The organism is Ruegeria sp. C2, from assembly GCF_056537765.1.
In genome coordinates this window covers 990983-1009704 of record NZ_JBQFRZ010000001.1, presented here as the reverse complement: position 1 = coordinate 1009704, position 18722 = coordinate 990983, and the positions used below count along the sequence as shown (strand labels likewise).

Below are 18722 nucleotides of genomic sequence, written 5' to 3'. Positions count from 1 at the left end.
TTTGTGTCAACGGATTTGCTGAATTGGCAGGTAAAGCACCTCTTCCCCGGCGGCGCGGGCGGGATCATTCGGCTGGCGCACCAGTAATGCGTTGGCCTGCGCCAAAACACTTAGAAGTGAGCTGTCCTGATCCTCGCACGCACGAATGCCGCCGTCGTCCAAGAGCGCCCGCATGTAATGTTCTCGCGGACCATTTTCAGCAAGCGGTGCTGCAAGGCGAGCGCGTTTGAACGGGTTCAGAACCCGTTCGATTCCCAGCATCCGACGTACCATCGGGATCAGAAAGAGGTAGCCGCAGACCATCGCGCTGACCGGATTGCCAGGCAGACCGACCATCGCGGCATCACCCAGACGACCAGCCATCAGCGGTTTACCAGGGCGCATACGGATCTTGTAGAACGAACGCTCCATCCCCAGTGCTTCAGAGACATCGGCGACCAGATCATATTCACCAACGGACGCCCCGCCGATTGTCACCACTAGATCGGCGCTTTGCGCCAGACCAAAGGCCGTTTCTAGCGAGGCAACCGTGTCTTGTGCGATGGGCAGCACGCGTACATGTGCGCCAGTGTCTTCCAGCAACGCCTTGAGGCCAAAGGTATTCGAAGCAATGATCTGATCGGGGCCGGGGGTCTCACCCGGCATGACCAGCTCGTCGCCAGTTGAGATCAGCGCCACCACCGGTTTCCGTGTCACCGGGACCGAGGCAATATTCATCGCTGCCATCAGCGCCATATCTTCCGGGCGGAGCCGCCGTGGCGCAGTAATCTGCGCGCCAATTGCAAAATCCACTCCCGCCGGGCGAATGTTGGATTTCGGGCCCGGCGCATCCGTGATGGTGATCAGATCGCCGCGCCGATCTACGTCTTCCTGTATGACGACAAAATCGGCACCTTCGGGCACGGGAGCACCGGTGAAAATACGGATTGCCTGACCGGGTCCCACTGTGCCGTCGAAACGCTTGCCAGCTGCCGCTTCGCCGACCACTTTGAACATGGCGTGCAGTTCGACTTCAGCGGCTTTGACCGCGTAGCCATCCATCGAAGAAGCCGCAAATGGCGGCTGATCACGGGTGGCAGAGACGTTCTGCGCAAGAATACGTCCCGAAGCTTCGATCAAGGGAACACTCTCGGCAGGTAGCGCGGAGACAAGGTCGAACAGAAGGGCGCGTGCGTCTTCGACTGAAATCATGTCGCTTCGTAACGCCCTGATTTCCCGCCATCTTTAAGAAGAACGCGAATCCCGCCGATCTCCATAGCTTTATCGACGGCCTTGGTCATATCATATACGGTCAATGCCGCAGTCGACACGGCTGTCAGCGCCTCCATCTCAACCCCGGTTTGACCCGAAGTCTTGACGATTGCCTCGATCTGCACGCCGGGCAGATCCGAATCCAGTGTCAGTTCTACCGCGACCTTGGTGACCGGCAGAGGATGGCAGAGCGGAATCAGGTCCGGCGTTTTCTTCGCACCCATGATCCCGGCAAGCCGTGCCACGCCCAGAACATCGCCCTTATTGGCGCGGCCTTCTGAAATAAGATCAAAGGTTTCTCGCTCCATCTTGATGTGACCTGCCGCGACCGCGACCCGGTCGGTCACCGCCTTATCCGAGACATCCACCATATGCGCCTGACCTTGGGCGTCGAAATGGGTCAACGGCATCACATCACTCCGGGGATCAACGGGTTGGCCAACAGGGATCGGGTGGCCGAAGCCACGTCACCCTTCCGCATCAGGCTTTCGCCTATCAGGAAGCAGCGCGCGCCATAACGGGCGATGTCGGCCAGATCAGCGGGCGTACTCAGACCGCTTTCGCACACGATGGTCCGATCGGCTGGAACCAGTTTTGACAGATGGCGTGTCGTATCAAGAGTGGTCTCGAAGGTCTTGAGATTGCGGTTGTTTATCCCGATCAAAGGACTTTTTAACTGGGTCGCGCGTTCCAGCTCTTCAGCGTCATGGACTTCGATCAGAACATCCATTCCCCAGTCAAAGGCGGTTTGTTCGAGTTCTGCCGCCTGTGTATCCTCGACGGACGCCATGATGATCAGGATGCAATCCGCACCCAGCGCACGCGCCTCGACCACTTGATAGGGGTCATACATAAAATCCTTGCGCAACGCCGGCAGCGAACAGGCCGCGCGCGCCTCCGTCAGAAATTCTTTTGCGCCCTGAAAACTGGGAGTATCGGTCAGCACCGACAGGCATGCTGCGCCGCCGTCTTCATAGGCCTGGGCCAACGCAGGCGGATTGAAATCCCCGCGGATCAGACCTTTCGAGGGGCTGGCTTTCTTGACCTCGGCAATCAGCCCGTAGCCGTTGCGCGTGGCATTATGCAGAGCGTTGGCGAAGCCACGCACTTCGGGTGCATTACGAGCCTCAGACTCCAGTGTTTCCAGCGACTTATGCGCCTTGTCTGAAGCGACTTCTTCCAGCTTGTAGGCTTTGATCCTGTCCAGAACGGTCTCGGTCATGCGGCTTCCTGTGTAATGCGTGCCAGCGCGTTGATCTTTTCGCGAGCTTTGCCGCTGTCTATGCTTTCCCGCGCCATGGCGACGCCTTCGCGCAAATCGTCGGCTGCGTCGGCGACGACGAGAGCGGCGGCGGAGTTCAGCAACACCGCGTCGCGGTAGGCCGAGGGCTGCCCGTCCAGCAGAGCGTGGAACGCGACGGCGTTTTCTTCCGGTGTGCCGCCGATGATGTCCTCGAACGGGTGAACCGGCAGGCCTGCGTCTTCGGGATGAAGCTCGACCTCTTTCACAATACCGTCCTCTACAGAGGCGACCCAGCTGATGCCCGTAATCGTCAGCTCATCGGTGCCGTCCGATCCGTGCACTAGCCAGGCATGTTCTGCGCCCAGAAGGCCCAGAGTTTCAGCCATCGGGCGTATCAGGTCGCGGCTGAAAGCACCGGTCAGTTGGCGTTTCACGCCAGCCGGATTGGTGAGCGGGCCCAGAATATTGAAAATTGTCCGCGTCCCGAGTTCTTGTCGTGAGGGCATAACATGGGCAATCGCAGGGTGATGCATTGGGGCCATCATGAAGCCGATGCCGACCTCTTGTATCGCTTTTTCAACCACTTCTGACCCGACCATCACGTTGATGCCAAGCTGGCCGAGCGCATCTGCCGCGCCGGATTTCGAGCTCAGGTTCCGGTTGCCGTGTTTCGCAACCGTGACCCCGGCTCCTGCCGTTACAAAGGCCGTCGCGGTTGAGATGTTCAGGGTGCCTTTGCCATCGCCACCCGTGCCAACGATATCCATAGCACCCGCCGGTGCTTTCACAGCGTTGCATTTCGCGCGCATAACGGCGGCGGCGGCTGCATATTCGTCAACGGTCTCACCCCGCGTACGCATCGCCATCAACAGCCCGCCGATCTGGCTTGGTGTCGCGGCACCTTCAAACAGGATGCTAAAAGCTTGTTCTGCCTCGGCGCGGGTCAGAGACCGATCAGCCGCAGCGCCAATCAGCGGTTTCAGAGCGTCGCTCATGCGGGGACTTTCATTTCATTCAGGAAATTCTTGAGCAGGGCATGTCCGTGCTCGGAGGCGATGGATTCCGGGTGGAACTGAACCCCATGGATTGGCAACTCTTTGTGCTGCAGGCCCATGATGGTGCCGTCTTCGAGTTCCGCCGTGATCTCAAGGCAGTCAGGCAAGCTTTCGCGTTCGACAACCAGTGAGTGATAGCGAGTGGCCTCAAAGGGCGAGGGTAGCCCGGCGAAGACACCTTTGCCGGTGTGGTTCATCGTGCCCATCTTGCCATGCACGATCTCATGGCAGCGCACGACCTTGCCACCAAACGCCTGACCGATGGTTTGATGCCCCAGACAGACACCCATCAGCGGTGTTTGCGTCTCGGCCGCTGCCTCGGTCAATGCTAGGCAGATGCCGGCTTGATCCGGGTCGCAGGGGCCGGGGCTTAGCAAAATACCAGCCGGGTTCATCGCCATCGCTTCCTGCACGTCCAGCGCATCATTCCGGCGTACGACCATCTCGGCCCCAAGCTCACCGAGGTAGTGAACAAGGTTGTAGGTAAACGAGTCATAGTTGTCGATCAGCAGCAGCATTTGAGCACTTATCTTCTTATGGGCATTTCAGGCTGGCGATGCAGCCCGTTGCCACGGTATGATGTCGGGACATACATGCTCAGGCTTGTGCGGCAGCGTCAAGAGGACATACCCAACTTGGCGCAGCACAAGTGAGCACCGCGGAAGATGGTGTATGGGCGGAAGAGGCACGAAACAACGCGAGAGGCGAGATTTCGATGGGCGGATTTTACGGTGGACTGATCGCCGGGGCGGTCTCTGTACTGGCTTTGGGTGTCGTCTTGTCGCTGACGACGCCTTTGTCGCGCAAACCCGAAGTGACGGCTGAGGCACCAGAGGTGGCTGAAGCTCCGGAACTTGCGCAGGCTGTCGAGATCGAAGAGGCCAGTGTTGATGCGGATCTGGTTGAGCTGCCGCCTTCGGGACCAGAAAGCCCCGATGCCGCGTCGGATTCGCTCGACGCGCTCTCCGGCATCGAGTTGGAACCGGGCCAGCGACCCGAACCCGTTGATGTGCCCACTGAGTCTGAAACCCCTGAGCCGGTCTCAACGACGACGGTGACTGTACAGACGGACGCTCCTGCCGCGCCGCAGGCTCCTGCGTCAGCTCCTGCTTCACCTCAACCGGAGGCGGAACCCGAGGTCATCGCAGAAGCGCCTCCGCCGCCTGCGCCTGAGAGCGAGCCAGAGCCTGAAGTGGTCGCCGAAGCCCCGGAACCTGAGAGTGTCGAGACAATCCCTCAAGCGGAGAGTATCGATGAGGCGCCAGACACAGAGTTGCCTCAGATAGCCGCCATTCAGCCGGATACAATTGAGACACCCGAGCCTGAGGTTTCGCCTGAGAATGCAGAGCCTGATACTGCGCCGCAGGACAATCCGATAGCGGTTGAGGGTGAGGAAGATACCCAGCCAGTATCAAAGCCTCGTGTCCGCACGTTGCCGCAAATTGGAGGGGATGGGTCGACTGGTTCCAGCACCTTGGTTGGCAAACGCGTTGTGCCGCTGACGGATCGCGACGATCCACCCGCCGAGTCGACGGATGAGACGGTTGCGGAAGCAAAAAAACCGATCGAAGAACATGCGGCAAACTTTGAAAACCCTGAGGCAAAGCCGCTGATGTCGATCATACTGATCGATGATGAGGGCGCCTTTGGTGCCGAAGCGTTGCAGGACTTTCCCTATCCGCTGAGCTTCGCCATCAGCCCAACTGATCCGGATGCCGCCGAGAAAATGGCCCGTCATCGCGAGGCTGGGTTCGAGGTGCTTGCGCTTGTCGATATGCACGAAGCGTCGACTGCACAGGACGCCGAGGTATCGCTGTCTGTGTGGTTGGATCAGTTGCCCCACACGGTTGGTATCCTTGAAGGTATCGAGACGGGCATCCAGGGCAACCGCAAGCTGGCCGATCAGGTCACGGCGATTGCAGGCGACAGTGGGCGCGGGGTGGTCATGCAGGATAGTGGTCTGAACACGGTGCAGAAATTGGCCGCGCGCAATGGCATCCCCTCAAGCGTTGTGTTCAGGGATTTCGACGGGGCCAAGCAGGACCCCAAGGTCATGCGCCGCTTTCTGGATCAGGCGGCCTTTCGCGCCGGGCAGGAGGGTGCTGTGGTGATGCTGGGACGCTTGCGCCCCGAGACGATCTCGGCTCTGTTGCTTTGGGGACTCGAAGACCGCGGCAGCCGCGTGGCGATGGCCCCGATCTCGGCCGTGATGATGCAAGAGGTTCAGCAGGACGACTCCGGGTCCTGAACATAAAACGGCGGCAATGATGTGCTGCCGTTCTTAGCTGTTCCCATTTCCAGTAAATCGCGCTGCATCGGCCGCCGCACGGCGGATCGCGTTCGATTTGTGGACGGTCTCCATATATTCCGCCTCGGGGTCGCTGTCATAGACAACGCCGCCGCCCGCCTGGATATAAAGCTTGTGGTCTTTGACGATGGCCGTGCGTAGGGCGATACACATATCCATATCGCCGCCAGCACTGAAATACCCAACGCCGCCACCATAGATACCACGCTTTTCGGGTTCCAACTCGTCGATGATCTCCATCGCACGCACTTTGGGCGCACCCGAAACCGTACCGGCAGGCATCCCGGCAAAGAACGCATCCAGCGCGTCTTTGTCCTCGGCCAGTTCCCCGACCACGTTCGACACGATGTGCATCACGTGGCTGTAGCGTTCGATGATGAACTCTTCGGTGGGGCGTACTGTACCGATCTTCGCGACGCGACCGGTATCGTTACGGCCCAGATCCAGCAGCATCAGATGCTCTGCCAATTCCTTCTTGTCGGCCAGCAGATCGACCTCGTTGGCCTTGTCTTCTTCGGGCGTTGCGCCGCGTGGACGGGTGCCTGCGATAGGGCGTATTGTGACTTCGTTACCGAAGACCCGCACGAGGATTTCCGGGCTGGCACCCACCACCTGAAAGCCGCCAAAGTTGAAATAGAACATGAAGGGCGACGGGTTTGTGCGTCGCAACGAACGGTAGAGCGCGAAAGGGGGTTGCGGGAAATCCTGCGTCCAACGCTGCGCCGGGACGACCTGAAAGATATCGCCTGCGCGGATGTATTCCTTGGCCTTTTCTACGGCCTCCATATAACCCGACTTGGTGAAGTTCGACACAGGCGGTCCAACTTCAATCGCCTCGCCCAGATCGCGCGTCTCAGCAGGCATCGCGCGTTCCAGATCACGCACGGCGTCCATCACGCGTTCTGCTGCTTGCGCATAAGCGGCTTTGGCGGTTTGGCCTTCGCTGACCCATGCGGGCGATACAACGGTGACTTCGCCTTTGACGCCATCTAATACGGCGATGACCGACGGGCGCAGCATGATCGCGTCCGGTAGGTCCAAGGGATCGGGATTCACATCCGGCAGGTACTCCACCAGCCGCACCATGTCATACCCCAGATAACCGAACAGCCCGGCAGCCGCCTGCGGCAGATCATCCGGCAGCGCGATGCGGCTTTCGGCCAGCAAGTCGCGCAGATTGTCCATCGGGTTGCCATTCTGCGGTTCAAACGCTTCGGCGTCGAACCGGGCAGACCGGTTCAGGGCTGAAGCTTCGCCATGACAGCGCCAGACCAGATCGGGCTTCATACCGATGATCGAATAGCGCCCGCGCACCTCACCCCCGGTCACCGACTCGAGCATGAAGGCATCCTTCTGCGCCCCCGTCAGCTTGAGCATCAGCGAAACCGGCGTATCCAGATCGGCGGCAAGGCGGGTATAGACGACCTGATTTTCGCCCGCGTCATAGGCGCGCGCGAAACTGTCGAAATCCGGTGTCAGGGCCATCTGATGTCTCTTCTAGTAGCTTGAACGCACTGCGTTCAGCGCTTGCTGATCCAGCACGGGGCGCGCACGCGTTTGAGCGTCACGCACGTAGATATCAAAAATGTTCTGTGCCAGCGCCTGATTCATCTGTGCGGCCAGCGCGTCCTGCATCCGGCGTTGTTCATCGGTCTCCGCCGGGGGCAGCTCTTCGTCCAGCCGCACGATCAGTGCAGTGCCATTGCCGGGAATGACGCGCAGCTCAGCAGGGTCCATTTCGAAGACCTGAGTCATGAAATCGACAGGCACGTCCTCAAGAAACGCGGTGCGGGTCAAAGCGTTTTCGACGCGGAAGGGCAGACCAGTCGCGGTGAAATCGCCATCCGCCGCAAGTTGCGTCAGGATCGAATTGGCCTGGTTTTGCAGTGCTTTTGCAGTCTCATCCTGCACCCAGGCACCGGCAACCCGAGCGCGCGCGCTTTCCAATGGTTCGGGACGTTCGGGCAGAACCTCATCCAAACGCATGGCAAAGAGCGATCCATCTTCGAGGAATGCGACCTCAGGGAAATCGTCTTCCTGAATGGCGACCGCGGCTTCGCGGAATCCGTCATAGGCGGCGACACCTTCATCGCTTTGTTGCGTCCAGTCGATCTGACCCAGCTCAAGCTCGGTCTCGTCAACCAGCTCTTCCAGCGTTGCGCCGCCTGCCAGCAGGTCATTTATGTCTTCGGCCTGCGCTTCGATTTGACGGCGCGCACGCTCGGCAGCCAGTTCTTCGCGCAGCTCGGGCTCAGCTTCTTCGAATGTCACGTTGTTCGCAGCCAGCGAGCCGTTTATGCGGAACAAGGCAGGGCCGAAGGTGGACGGCAAAGGACCAACGACATCGTCGATCTCGGCGGCGAAGACTGCATCTGCGGCTTCGCCCAGGTCTTCGCGGGTCACATCTCCCAAATCCACATCGCTGAGATCAAGCTGACGATCGCGAACCAACTGCTCGAAGTCAGCACCGCCAACTTCCAGCTGCGCCAATGCCTCGGTCGCGGCCTCTTCGCTGGGATAGGTCAGGCGTTCGACCAGACGGCGTTCGGGCTGCTGATATTGATCTGCACGCTGATCATACAAACGGCGCAGTGAGTCCTCATCGACCTCAACCGTGTCTAATAACATCTCGGGCGACAGAATGGCGTAGGTCAGGCGTTTGGTGCGGGGCAGGGTAAAGCGATCGCCGTTTTCGTCGTAATAGGTCTGCACCTGCTCATCCGTTGGCTCAGCAACCGGAGTTTCAAGCGCATCGGCAGACAAAGTCGCGACGGTAAAGCTGCGGCGGGCGAGGACATAGTTCGACAACGCCTCGGTCATTGTCAGAGGCATTTCGACTCCGCTCGTGACCGCGCCCTGAACGATGGTACGTGCAGATTCCTTGCGCAGGTCAGACTCGAATTCAGCATCGGACATGCCGACCTGATCCAGTTGAAAGTCATAGGCTTCGCGGTCGAATGTGCCATCGACGCCCTGAAAGGCGGGGATCTGCACGATCTCGCGCTGCAGGTTTTCATCGCCAATCGAGATTCCGAGCTGACCTACCTCATTGTCCAGGGCAGCGAGTGCGATCAGTCGGGACAAGGCAAGTTGATCCAGACCCAGATCAATGGCCTGCGAGATTTGCATCGGCTGGCGGGTCTGGGCCTCGACCGCGCGGATTTCGCGCTGCAATTCGCGGAAGTATTCGTCGACCGAAACACTTTCATCCCCGACCTGAGCCACGGTACGTACCGTGCCCGTCAGGCTGGTCGCACCGAATCCTGCAAGGCCCAGCATTAAAAGACCCATAAGGATCCATACAAAGGTCTTGGATAGGTTTTTCATGCCTGCGGCCATGGTGCCCTCTTGGTTGTATTGGCGAGTGTCTGCCCTGTTGGTTGCGGCCCTGAATACGATGCACGGCGCGGGGGGGCAAGCTCAGATGGACAAGCCCTGCAGCCGGTCGAATAATTGCGCGATCCCGGCGCGGTCGAGATTGGCAAACGCGACCCTGACCTGCCGCTTTCCGGCCGGGTCATGGTCGGGCATGAACATCGTGCCGGGCAGCAGCAGAACCCCGGCCTCGGCCACCAACCGTTTCGCCAATTCGTCCGAGGGAATATCGAACGGGTGTTCGAGATAAGCGAAATACGCACCCAGACCCAGCAAACGCCAGCCCTTTTCGGTAAGGCGTGGCATGCCTTCCGTGATCGCTGCGCGGCGGTCGAGGATTTCATCCCGCTCGCCCGCGACCCATTGTGACAGGTTCTGCATGCCCCAGAGCGCGGCGAACTGCCCGATTTGACCGGGGCAGATCGCGACAGTGTCGAGAAACTTCTCAATCTCGGCCGACAGGGCAGGACTGGTCGCAATTGCACCGACGCGGTGACCCGTCAGCCGATAGGCCTTCGAGAATGAATAGAGGTGGACTAGCGTGACGTCCCAGTTGGGCTGCTGAAACAGCTCATGTGGAGGGCCGCTGCGACTGTCGAAATCGCGATAGGTCTCATCGACCAACAAACGCAGACCGAATTCCTGCGCGAGGTCATAGAACGCGCGCACCAACCCAGCAGGGTATTCTACACCACCGGGATTATTCGGGGTAACCAGCGCAATCGCGCGCGTTTTGTCAGTGATCAGAGCGTGCGCCTTGTCTGGGTCGGGTAGAAGATCATCGCCAGTGGGCAGGTCGATGGCCGTGACCCCGGCCATATCAAGCCACATTTTATGGTTGAAATACCATGGGGTTGGCAGGATGACTTCATCCCCTTGATCGGTGATTGCAGAAATGACGGCCGAGAAGGCTTGGTTACAGCCGGAAGTGATCGCCACCTGGGTGGCGGTGACATGTGCTTCGTAGTGGGCGCTGATCTGCGCGGCAAGCTCGGTCCGAAGATCATCGTTACCCAAAACAGGGCCGTAGAGATGAGCGCTGTCTTGCGATACGGCGAATTCTGCCATCGCTTGTCGCAGTGCCAGTGGTGGCGGGTCAACCGGCGCCGCCTGGCTGACATTGATCAAAGGCCGATCTTCGGAAAACGTAACGCCGTCAAGCCAGCGACGCGCCTCCATCACCGGTGGAGGGAAGGTGGCGCTGGTGCGTGTCTGAGCCATGGCAGGACAGTCCTTTTGCGAGGCTCCGCCCCGCGATCCGAGGTTTCTTGAACAGCAAAAAAAGGTCAGTCGGTGCCGCGATAGGGCTCGACATATTGCAGGGCCATGTCCCACGGAAAGAAGATCCACGTGTCCTGGCTGACCTCGGTAATGAAGGTATCAACCATCGGGCGGCCTTTGGGTTTGGCATATACGGTGGCGAAATGAGCTTTGGGGTACATCTCACGCACGAGTTCCAGCGTCTTGCCGCTATCGACCAGATCATCGATGATCAGAATGCCCTCGCCATCTCCCATCAAATCGGCGTCAGGAGCCTTCAGTACCTCGGCCTCGCCCTGTTCCTGATGGTGATAGGATCTCACGCTGACGGTATCGACGGTGCGAATGTCGAGTTCGCGGCTGACAATCATCGCAGGAGCCATGCCACCGCGAGTGATGGCCACGACGGCGCGCCATGCGCCGTCGTCGGGGCCTTGCCCGTCAAGCCTCCATGCCAAGGCGCGCGAGTCGCGGTGAATCTGGTCCCAGCTGATGTGAAAGCCTTTTTCGTGGGGCAGGCGATCCTTGGCGCTCATGTGTTAACCCTTCTCAACGTCTGGTGCGTCAACGGCTTTCATGCCGACAATGTGATAGCCCGAATCCACGTGCAGGTTTTCACCGGTCACACCACTGCTGAGATCAGACAGCAAGTAAAGCGCTGAGTTGCCTACGTCGTCGATCGTGACGTTGCGGCGCAGGGGCGAGTTATACTCGTTCCACTTCATGATGTACCGGAAATCACCGATGCCGCTGGCTGCGAGCGTCTTGATCGGACCGGCCGAGATCGCGTTCACACGAATGCCATCCTTACCGAGGTCTTCGGCAAGATATTTCACCGAAGCTTCAAGCGCGGCCTTTGCGACGCCCATGACATTATAATGCGGCATCACCTGCTCGGCACCGTAATAGGTAAGCGTGATGGCGGAGCCTCCCTCGGTCATCAGCTTTTCGGCGCGCTGCATGACTGCGGTAAACGAATAAACCGACACGTCCATGGTCAGCTTGAAGTTCGCACGGCTGGTATCGACATAGCGGCCGCGCAGCTCGTTCTTGTCGGAGAAGCCGATGGCGTGCACGACGAAATCCAGCTTACCCCATTTCTGTTCGAGTGCTGCGAACAGCCCATCGATTGATTCTTCGTCGCTAACATCGCAGGGCAAAACGACCTCGCTGCCCAGTTGCGCCGCCAAAGGGTCGACACGTTTCTTCAGGGCATCACCCTGATAGGAAAAGGCCAGTTCGGCCCCGGCATCGGACAAGGCGCGGGCGATTCCCCATGCGATTGATTTGTCATTGGCCAGTCCCATGATGAGGCCGCGTTTTCCGGCCATCAACTGATTTGACATCTTCGGTTCTCCGCATGTCGTCGCGTTATGTTCGGTTGGTTTATGCCATTGATTGGCCTGCATCAAGGCCATGCGCTCTTGCCCGCAGCGGGTTCTCGCCTTAGGGTCAGGTTCAACTGTTTCCAGGGGATGGAAATGAACGAGCGCAGTGGCATCTTTGCCGGGGCCGATCCGTTTGAAATTGCGGGACGGTGGCTGGCTGAGGCAGAGAAGACAGAATCAAACGATCCGAACGCGATTGCGCTGGCGACCGTGGATCCAGAGGGTCTACCCAATGTCCGGATGGTATTGCTGAAGGAAATCGAAAAAGACGCGTTTGTCTTTTATACCAATTATCACAGCGCCAAAGCCCAGGAACTCGATGACGCCGGCAAGGCAGCCTTCGTGATGCACTGGAAATCTTTGCGGCGTCAAATTCGTGTTCGTGGTACCATCACCCGCGAGGACGGTCCGCAGGCGGATGAATACTATGCATCGCGCTCGCTCAAGAGTAGACTAGGGGCTTGGGCGTCGCATCAGTCGCAACCGCTTGAAAGCCGTGCAACTCTGATGGCCGAAGTGGCTAAAGTGACGGCCAAGCTGGGAACGAATCCGCCGCGCCCTAAATTCTGGGGTGGGTATCGATTGGTGCCTGTTGAGATTGAGTTTTGGGCCGACGGAGCCTTTCGGCTGCATGATCGGTTTCAGTGGAGACGTGACGGTGACGCATCTAACTGGCAAGTGCAGAGGTTAAATCCGTGACGTTCGCGTATCGTGAAATGCAACAGTCGGTAAACAAAGGCTTTTTTCAGCTTGAATTTGCGGGCCAATACCATAAACAACAAACCCTTAACGACTTGGTAATCTTCGTGATGGGAAAACAGTGCCAGAAGATCTGAACAGCATGTACCGCGTTCGTGGACACGTAAAATGGTTCGACCCCGCCAAGGGGTACGGATTTGTTGTGTCCGACGAAGGTGGGCCGGATATTCTGTTGCACGTCAACGTCTTGCGGAATTTCGGTCAAAGCTCGGTCGCGGACGGGGCCGGGATCGAGATCATGACCCACAAGACCGACCGCGGTGTTCAAGCGGTCGAGGTCGTCAGTGTGGACCCACCGGTTCGTGCCGAGACCATGATGCTTGCCGATTTTGCCGAGCTTGATCCGAACGTGATCGGAAGCGCGCCGCTCGAGGCTGCGCGGGTCAAATGGTTCGATAAGGGCAAGGGTTTCGGGTTTGCGAACGTGTTCGGCAGCAGCGAAGATGTGTTTCTTCATATTGAGGTTCTGCGTCGCTCGGGCCTTGCTGATCTGCAACCGGGCGAGGCGCTGGCCATGCGGGTCATCGATGGCAAGCGCGGGCGCATGGCCGCTCAGGTGCTAGCCTGGGAAGCGGCACTGAACAGTTAAGCAGTACATGAAGAAATTCGCGACAGCTCCAATTGCTCTCACGGTTCTGTTCTCTGGGACCGCCTGGGCCGAGTGTCGTGCTGACCGGGTTGAGCTGCGAAATGATGCGGCGCAGGTTCGGTTCGACATCGAACTGGCAGTGACCCCAGAGGAACGGTCGCGCGGATTGATGTTCCGTGAGAGCATGCCCAGCCGGTCGGGGATGTTGTTTATCTTCGATCCGCCGCAACGCGTGGCATTCTGGATGAAGAACACACTGATTCCGCTCGACATGATTTTTGTGGATCGCGCTGGCGCGGTGACGCGCGTGCATGAAGGGGCCGTTCCTGGCGATCTGACCCCGATCGAGGGCGGCGATTCGGTCTATGCTGTGCTTGAAATCAATGCAGGGCTCGCTGCACGCTATGGCATTCGGCCCGGAACTCAGATGCGACACGAAGTTTTTTCGCAAGGTCCCGCAATTTGGCCCTGTTAGGGCTTTTCAAATCAGATTGCCGCGTTTAGGAAGGCGCACGGTCCGGGGCGTGGCGCAGTCTGGTAGCGCACCTGTTTTGGGTACAGGGGGTCGTAGGTTCGAATCCTGCCGCCCCGACCACTTCTCTCAGCTTACACCGGCGTTCCGCCGAAAGTGTTGTAGAGGCGCGAAAAATCGCGATCCAAATCCTTGCTTTCTACCGGAATCCTTAGCGTTTTGCCGCTTTTCTGCGGAACAAGGAAAAACAACTCGGCATCTACGCGATAGCCTTGTTGGTTTTTTGTCGAGCTCAGCCGTGTCACGATCTGAGGCAGATTCTGCGGATAACCGTCATAGCTGAGAATCAGATAGGCGGTGGCCTCAGGGGACAGTGTCTCGTGGCACTCATAGCTGTTTGAACTGGTTTTCCGATAGCTGTCACCGGGGCCGGAGCAATCTGTCTTGAAGGTGTTGAACAAGCTTACTGGATAACTTGGGAACTGAGCGCTGCGCGAGGCAAGCAGCGCCTCTTGTGATGCACAAGACACGGTCAGGGCCAGAAGGGGCAACAGAAGCAGCAGGCGCATGGCGGAATAAAATCCCGTACAGAAAAAACACAACACGCTGACTATGCCATGTGTTCAGCAGAGTAGACGATGATTCTCTAATAGTGTTCTTAATGGCCGCGTGCTTGATCAATTTCGCGTAACTGTGGCGTTCAAAACGGGAAATCAATTTGGGACTAATGGCTCGTGCGTGATTGATCCGGGTGACCGGCCTGTGGAGGAATCATCGACCGGCGATTTCCCGCCTGTTTGTCAGATTGGGTCAAGCCAAAAGATTTCAAAAATGACCCAAAAAGCCCGTTGACCAACTATGGGTATATACGTCAGATTGTATAGACCGATGAGAGAGCCACTAAATCTGGTAGGTAATGACCGGAAGCGGGCGTCGGGCAAGGGACGGACAGCAAACCAATATAACGTGCGACTGCGTAAGCGGTTCTGCGCTGTAACGGGCAGCGCTAGGTCCTTTGTGCCTTTGTTGAATCGGTTGTGCGGGCGGCACCCCGCAACACAAGATTTGGTGTCGGGGTTGAGAATTTTGGACAACGTGAAGCTGGGGCAGCGGACATGAAGATTGAAAGAAAATTCACCAAACCGGGGCAGGATGCATATGCCGAGCTGGATTTTGTGTCCGCAACGTCCGAGATCCGCAATCCGGATGGCACCATCGTGTTCCGCTTGGACGAGATCGAGGTTCCCGCGAAGTGGAGCCAGGTAGCCAGCGACGTCATCGCGCAGAAGTATTTCCGCAAGGCGGGTGTTCCGTCCAAGCTGAAAAAGGTCAAGGAGAAGGACGTCCCTGAGTTCCTGTGGCGCTCTGTTCCCGCTGATGACGCTGAATTCGATGGTGAAACTTCGTCAAAGCAGGTGTTCGACCGTTTGGCTGGTGCTTGGGCCTATTGGGGCTGGAAGGGCGGCTATTTCTCGACCGAGGACGACGCGCGCGCTTACTTTGATGAGATGCGGTATATGCTGGCAACCCAGCGCGCCGCGCCTAACTCGCCGCAGTGGTTTAACACCGGTCTGCACTGGGCATATGGAATCGACGGTCCGGCGCAGGGTCACCATTATGTTGACTACAAAACCGGCAAGCTGACCAAATCGAAATCGGCTTACGAGCACCCGCAGCCGCATGCGTGCTTCATCCAGTCCGTAGATGATGATCTGGTCAACGAAGGCGGTATCATGGATCTGTGGGTGCGCGAGGCGCGCCTGTTCAAATACGGCTCAGGTACCGGGACCAACTTCAGCCATCTGCGGGCTGAGGGCGAGGCGCTGTCGGGTGGCGGCAAGTCCTCGGGCCTGATGGGCTTTCTCAAGATCGGTGACCGCGCCGCCGGCGCGATCAAATCGGGCGGGACAACCCGTCGCGCAGCAAAGATGGTAATCGTCGATGCGGATCACCCGGATATCGAGCAATTCATCGAGTGGAAAGTGATCGAAGAGCAGAAGGTTGCCTCGATCGTTGCGGGATCAAAGATGCACGAGAAGATGCTGAATGGCATTTTCGAGGCCATCCGCAGCTGGGACGGTGCGCAGGACGATGCGTATGAGCCCAACAAGAATGATAGTTTGAAGAAAGCGGTGCGTGAGGCGAAAAAAGTTGCGATCCCCGAAACTTACATCAAGCGCGTGCTGGACTATGCGCGGCAGGGTCACGACAGCATCGAGTTCCCGACTTACGACACGGACTGGGATTCGGAGGCCTATAGCTCGGTCTCGGGTCAGAACTCGAACAACTCGATCCGCGTGACCAATGCGTTCCTGACCGCTGTCGAGAAAGATGCCGATTGGGAACTGATCAACCGCACCGACGGCAAGGTCGCTCGCACCGTCAAGGCGCGGGACCTTTGGGAGAAAGTTGGCCACGCCGCTTGGGCCTGTGCCGATCCGGGCATTCAATTCCACGATACCGTCAACGAATGGCACACATGCCCCGAAGATGGTGAGATTCGCGGCTCGAACCCGTGCTCGGAATATATGTTCCTCGATGACACGGCCTGTAACCTGGCGTCGATGAACCTGCTGACCTTCCTCAAGGATGGTGAGTTCCAGGCGGCGGACTATATGCACGCTTCGCGCCTGTGGACCCTGACGCTGGAAATCTCGGTGACCATGGCGCAGTTCCCGTCGAAGGAAATCGCGCAACTGTCCTATGACTTCCGTACTTTGGGTCTGGGTTACGCCAATATTGGCGGTCTGCTGATGAACATGGGCTACAGCTATGACTCGGACGAGGGCCGGGCGATCTGTGGCGCGCTGACCGCGATCATGACCGGTGTGGCTTATGCGACCTCGGCGGAGATTGCAGGCGAGCTTGGCCCGTTCAAAGGATATGAGCGCAACGCCGATCACATGCTACGCGTCATCCGTAACCACCGCCGTGCGTCGCAAGGTGTGACCGACGGTTATGAGAAGCTGGCCGTGAAGCCGGTGCCTCTGGACCACGGCAATTGCCCGGACAAACGTCTGGTCGATCTGGCCATGTCGGCTTGGGATGAGGCGCTGAACCTCGGTGAGAAGAACGGCTACCGCAACGCGCAGGCCACAGTTATCGCACCGACCGGCACTATTGGTCTGGTGATGGACTGCGACACAACCGGGATCGAGCCCGATTTTGCGCTGGTTAAATTCAAAAAGCTGGCCGGTGGCGGTTACTTCAAGATTATCAACCGCTCGGTGCCGTCGGCGCTGGAAAAGCTGGGTTATTCCTCGGCTCAGATCGAAGAAATCGTGGGCTATGCGGTTGGTCACGGCACCATCGGCAACGCGCCGGGGATCAACCACACTTCTCTGACTGGCCACGGCTTTGGCCCCAATGAACTGGCGAAAGTGGACGCCGCGCTGGAGTCGGCCTTTGATATCCGGTTCGTGTTCAACCAGTGGACGCTGGGCGAGGATTTCTGCACCGGTGTTCTGGGCATCCCGGCAACCAAGCTGAACGACCCGACCTTCGATCTGCTGCGCCATCTGGGCTTTACCAAAGCCGATATCGACGCAGCGAACGACCACGTCTGCGGAACCATGACGCTGGAAGGCGCGCCGCACCTGAAGGAAGAGCATTACGCGATCTTCGATTGTGCCAACCCGTGTGGTAAAAAAGGCAAGCGTTTCCTTGGGGTTGATAGTCATATCACCATGATGGCAGCGGCGCAGAGCTTCATCTCGGGCGCGATCTCGAAAACGATCAACATGCCGAATGACGCGACCATCGAGGATTGCCAGAAAGCATACGAACTCAGCTGGTCGCTGGGTGTGAAGGCCAATGCGCTTTATCGTGACGGCTCGAAACTGTCGCAGCCTCTGGCGGCGGCGCTGGTCGAGGATGACGACGAAGCGGCAGAAGTTCTGGAAAGCGGTTCGACGCAGGAAAAAGCTGTCGTTCTGGCCGAGAAGGTGATCGAGAAGGTTGTGGTCAAGGAGATGATCCGCAGCCATCGCGAGAAACTGCCCCATCGCCGCAAGGGTTATACCCAGAAGGCGATCGTTGGTGGCCACAAGGTTTACCTACGCACCGGTGAGTTCGAAGACGGCAAGCTGGGCGAAATCTTCATCGACATGCACAAGGAAGGCGCTGGCTTCCGAGCGATGATGAACAACTTTGCTATCGCGGTCTCTGTTGGCCTGCAATACGGCGTGCCGCTGGAAGAGTTCGTCGACGCCTTCACCTTCACCAAGTTCGAACCGGCGGGAATGGTGCAGGGCAATGACTCGATCAAGAACGCGACGTCGATCCTCGACTACATCTTCCGCGAACTGGCTGTGTCCTATCTGGACCGCACCGATCTGGCCCATGTGAAACCCGAAGGGGCCACCTTCGACGATCTGGGGCGAGGTGAGGAAGACGGTTTGTCAAATGTTTCGGAGATCAGTGAAAGCGCGGCGACCAAGTCCTTGGAAGTGTTGAAGCAAATCAGCTCTACTGGCTATCTGCGCAAACGTCTGCCGCAGGACCTGATGGTCTTCAACGGCGGTCAGGCTGATGTGACCGGCATGACCGAAACCGCAGCCACTTTTGAAGCGCCTGCTGAAACGGTGGTTGCGACCGGAATGGACGCCCGCACCAAGGCCAAAATGCAAGGATACGAGGGCGATCCCTGCGGTGAATGTGGAAACTACACGTTGGTGCGCAACGGCACCTGCATGAAATGCAACACTTGCGGTGCAACAAGCGGGTGTAGCTGAGTTTAGCGCCCCGGCAACCCGGGGTGCAGGGGTCGGATAGCTGCCACAGGTACCGACCCCGACGAATACGGAGCAAGGCGCTGAGACTTACCATCGATGCCTTGGTCCACTCGGCCGACATGCCCGTGTTGGCCGGGAACAGGGTGGGGCGGAATATTTGCTCCCTCCCACTCTCTCACGGGGCGGGTGCGCTCGCCCCATGCGCAGTCCAGGCCGCAGGCAAAAAAACACCGGGCGGTCAACGAAATGAGCCTGGAAGGCGAAACTGACAGGGGGCTTCGGCCCCCTT

At 58.4% G+C, this 18722-nt stretch carries 16 protein-coding genes and 1 tRNA gene; 6 read left to right on the top strand and 11 right to left on the bottom strand.

The features are described 5' to 3' along the window. Positions 1 to 6: 6 nt before the first annotated feature. From ACR0IV_RS05150 to ACR0IV_RS05130, 5 genes are read right to left on the bottom strand one after another with little or no spacing between them, the layout of a single operon-like run. Positions 7 to 1191, bottom strand: a complete 1185-nt coding sequence (locus ACR0IV_RS05150) for a molybdopterin molybdotransferase MoeA (RefSeq protein WP_480657512.1) — start codon at positions 1189 to 1191, stop codon at positions 7 to 9. After that, positions 1188 to 1661 carry a cyclic pyranopterin monophosphate synthase MoaC gene (gene moaC, locus ACR0IV_RS05145; RefSeq protein WP_480657513.1) on the bottom strand — a complete coding sequence of 158 codons (474 nt, stop codon included), beginning with the start codon at positions 1659 to 1661 and terminating at the stop codon, positions 1188 to 1190. Before moaC ends, ACR0IV_RS05150 begins: the two co-directional genes overlap by 4 nt. Further along, positions 1661 to 2473, bottom strand: a complete 813-nt coding sequence (trpC, locus tag ACR0IV_RS05140) for an indole-3-glycerol phosphate synthase TrpC (protein ID WP_480657514.1) — start codon at positions 2471 to 2473, stop codon at positions 1661 to 1663. The genes moaC and trpC overlap by 1 nt, the downstream gene beginning before the upstream one ends. Beyond that, complete coding sequence (trpD, locus tag ACR0IV_RS05135; RefSeq protein ID WP_480657515.1) at positions 2470 to 3489, bottom strand: anthranilate phosphoribosyltransferase; 1020 nt, start codon at positions 3487 to 3489, stop codon at positions 2470 to 2472. The genes trpC and trpD overlap by 4 nt, the downstream gene beginning before the upstream one ends. Then, a complete protein-coding gene (locus tag ACR0IV_RS05130; protein ID WP_480469701.1) occupies positions 3486 to 4067 on the bottom strand; it encodes an anthranilate synthase component II in 582 nt (193 codons plus the stop codon). Before ACR0IV_RS05130 ends, trpD begins: the two co-directional genes overlap by 4 nt. A 131-nt stretch (positions 4068 to 4198) precedes the next feature. Between ACR0IV_RS05130 and ACR0IV_RS05125 the strand changes: the two genes are divergently transcribed. Beyond that, the gene (locus ACR0IV_RS05125) at positions 4199 to 5797 is read left to right on the top strand and encodes a divergent polysaccharide deacetylase family protein (protein ID WP_480657516.1); all 1599 of its coding nucleotides are present in this window, start codon (positions 4199 to 4201) and stop codon (positions 5795 to 5797) included. 33 nt (positions 5798 to 5830) lie between these two features. On the opposite strand, the gene trpE is transcribed toward ACR0IV_RS05125, so the two are convergent. From trpE to fabI, 5 genes are all read right to left on the bottom strand, one after another. Then, positions 5831 to 7342: an anthranilate synthase component I gene (trpE, locus tag ACR0IV_RS05120; RefSeq protein ID WP_480657517.1), complete on the bottom strand. Its 1512-nt coding sequence runs from the start codon at positions 7340 to 7342 to the stop codon at positions 5831 to 5833. 12 nt (positions 7343 to 7354) lie between these two features. Further along, positions 7355 to 9196: a peptidyl-prolyl cis-trans isomerase gene (locus ACR0IV_RS05115; protein WP_480657518.1), complete on the bottom strand. Its 1842-nt coding sequence runs from the start codon at positions 9194 to 9196 to the stop codon at positions 7355 to 7357. A gap of 81 nt (positions 9197 to 9277) precedes the next feature. Beyond that, entirely contained in the window at positions 9278 to 10453 is a 1176-nt protein-coding gene (locus ACR0IV_RS05110; protein WP_480657519.1) for an aminotransferase, read from the bottom strand. A gap of 65 nt (positions 10454 to 10518) precedes the next feature. Continuing rightward, positions 10519 to 11028: a xanthine phosphoribosyltransferase gene (gene gpt, locus ACR0IV_RS05105; RefSeq protein WP_480469706.1), complete on the bottom strand. Its 510-nt coding sequence runs from the start codon at positions 11026 to 11028 to the stop codon at positions 10519 to 10521. A 3-nt stretch (positions 11029 to 11031) separates the two neighbouring features. Then, positions 11032 to 11838 (bottom strand): enoyl-ACP reductase FabI, encoded by an 807-nt coding sequence (gene fabI, locus ACR0IV_RS05100; RefSeq protein ID WP_480657520.1) that lies wholly within the window; start codon positions 11836 to 11838, stop codon positions 11032 to 11034. Between the two features lie 135 nt (positions 11839 to 11973). Between fabI and pdxH the strand changes: the two genes are divergently transcribed. The 4 genes from pdxH to ACR0IV_RS05080 all read left to right on the top strand — a co-directional run bounded on the left by pdxH (position 11974) and on the right by ACR0IV_RS05080 (position 13823). Then, positions 11974 to 12579, top strand: coding sequence for a pyridoxamine 5'-phosphate oxidase (gene pdxH / locus ACR0IV_RS05095; RefSeq protein ID WP_480657521.1), 606 nt, complete (start codon positions 11974 to 11976; stop codon positions 12577 to 12579). Between the two features lie 121 nt (positions 12580 to 12700). After that, complete coding sequence (locus tag ACR0IV_RS05090; protein WP_480469709.1) at positions 12701 to 13228, top strand: cold-shock protein; 528 nt, start codon at positions 12701 to 12703, stop codon at positions 13226 to 13228. Positions 13229 to 13235: 7 nt separating this feature from the next. Next, the gene (locus ACR0IV_RS05085) at positions 13236 to 13703 is read left to right on the top strand and encodes a DUF192 domain-containing protein (RefSeq protein WP_480657522.1); all 468 of its coding nucleotides are present in this window, start codon (positions 13236 to 13238) and stop codon (positions 13701 to 13703) included. 43 nt (positions 13704 to 13746) lie between these two features. Then, positions 13747 to 13823 (top strand) — tRNA-Pro (locus ACR0IV_RS05080). 11 nt (positions 13824 to 13834) lie between these two features. On the opposite strand, the gene ACR0IV_RS05075 is transcribed toward ACR0IV_RS05080, so the two are convergent. Then, complete coding sequence (locus ACR0IV_RS05075; RefSeq protein ID WP_480657523.1) at positions 13835 to 14269, bottom strand: hypothetical protein; 435 nt, start codon at positions 14267 to 14269, stop codon at positions 13835 to 13837. A 546-nt stretch (positions 14270 to 14815) separates the two neighbouring features. On the opposite strand from ACR0IV_RS05075, the gene ACR0IV_RS05070 reads away from it, so the two are divergent. Next, positions 14816 to 18433: a vitamin B12-dependent ribonucleotide reductase gene (locus ACR0IV_RS05070; protein WP_480657524.1), complete on the top strand. Its 3618-nt coding sequence runs from the start codon at positions 14816 to 14818 to the stop codon at positions 18431 to 18433. The last annotated feature ends 289 nt before the right edge of the window (positions 18434 to 18722 follow it).

What these genes read in the sequence shown, in the direction of transcription:
- ACR0IV_RS05085 (WP_480657522.1), top strand. Translation starts at nt 13,236, where the DNA reads ATGAAGAAATTCGCGACAGCTCCAATTGCTCTCACGGTTCTGTTCTCT.
- ACR0IV_RS05070 (WP_480657524.1), top strand. Translation starts at nt 14,816, where the DNA reads ATGAAGATTGAAAGAAAATTCACCAAACCGGGGCAGGATGCATATGCC.
- ACR0IV_RS05075 (WP_480657523.1), bottom strand. Translation starts at nt 14,269, where the DNA reads ATGCGCCTGCTGCTTCTGTTGCCCCTTCTGGCCCTGACCGTGTCTTGT.
- trpC (WP_480657514.1), bottom strand. Translation starts at nt 2,473, where the DNA reads ATGACCGAGACCGTTCTGGACAGGATCAAAGCCTACAAGCTGGAAGAA.
- ACR0IV_RS05110 (WP_480657519.1), bottom strand. Translation starts at nt 10,453, where the DNA reads ATGGCTCAGACACGCACCAGCGCCACCTTCCCTCCACCGGTGATGGAG.
- ACR0IV_RS05150 (WP_480657512.1), bottom strand. Translation starts at nt 1,191, where the DNA reads ATGATTTCAGTCGAAGACGCACGCGCCCTTCTGTTCGACCTTGTCTCC.
- gpt (WP_480469706.1), bottom strand. Translation starts at nt 11,028, where the DNA reads ATGAGCGCCAAGGATCGCCTGCCCCACGAAAAAGGCTTTCACATCAGC.
- trpD (WP_480657515.1), bottom strand. Translation starts at nt 3,489, where the DNA reads ATGAGCGACGCTCTGAAACCGCTGATTGGCGCTGCGGCTGATCGGTCT.
- pdxH (WP_480657521.1), top strand. Translation starts at nt 11,974, where the DNA reads ATGAACGAGCGCAGTGGCATCTTTGCCGGGGCCGATCCGTTTGAAATT.
- trpE (WP_480657517.1), bottom strand. Translation starts at nt 7,342, where the DNA reads ATGGCCCTGACACCGGATTTCGACAGTTTCGCGCGCGCCTATGACGCG.
- ACR0IV_RS05115 (WP_480657518.1), bottom strand. Translation starts at nt 9,196, where the DNA reads ATGGCCGCAGGCATGAAAAACCTATCCAAGACCTTTGTATGGATCCTT.
- ACR0IV_RS05130 (WP_480469701.1), bottom strand. Translation starts at nt 4,067, where the DNA reads ATGCTGCTGCTGATCGACAACTATGACTCGTTTACCTACAACCTTGTT.
- moaC (WP_480657513.1), bottom strand. Translation starts at nt 1,661, where the DNA reads ATGCCGTTGACCCATTTCGACGCCCAAGGTCAGGCGCATATGGTGGAT.
- fabI (WP_480657520.1), bottom strand. Translation starts at nt 11,838, where the DNA reads ATGTCAAATCAGTTGATGGCCGGAAAACGCGGCCTCATCATGGGACTG.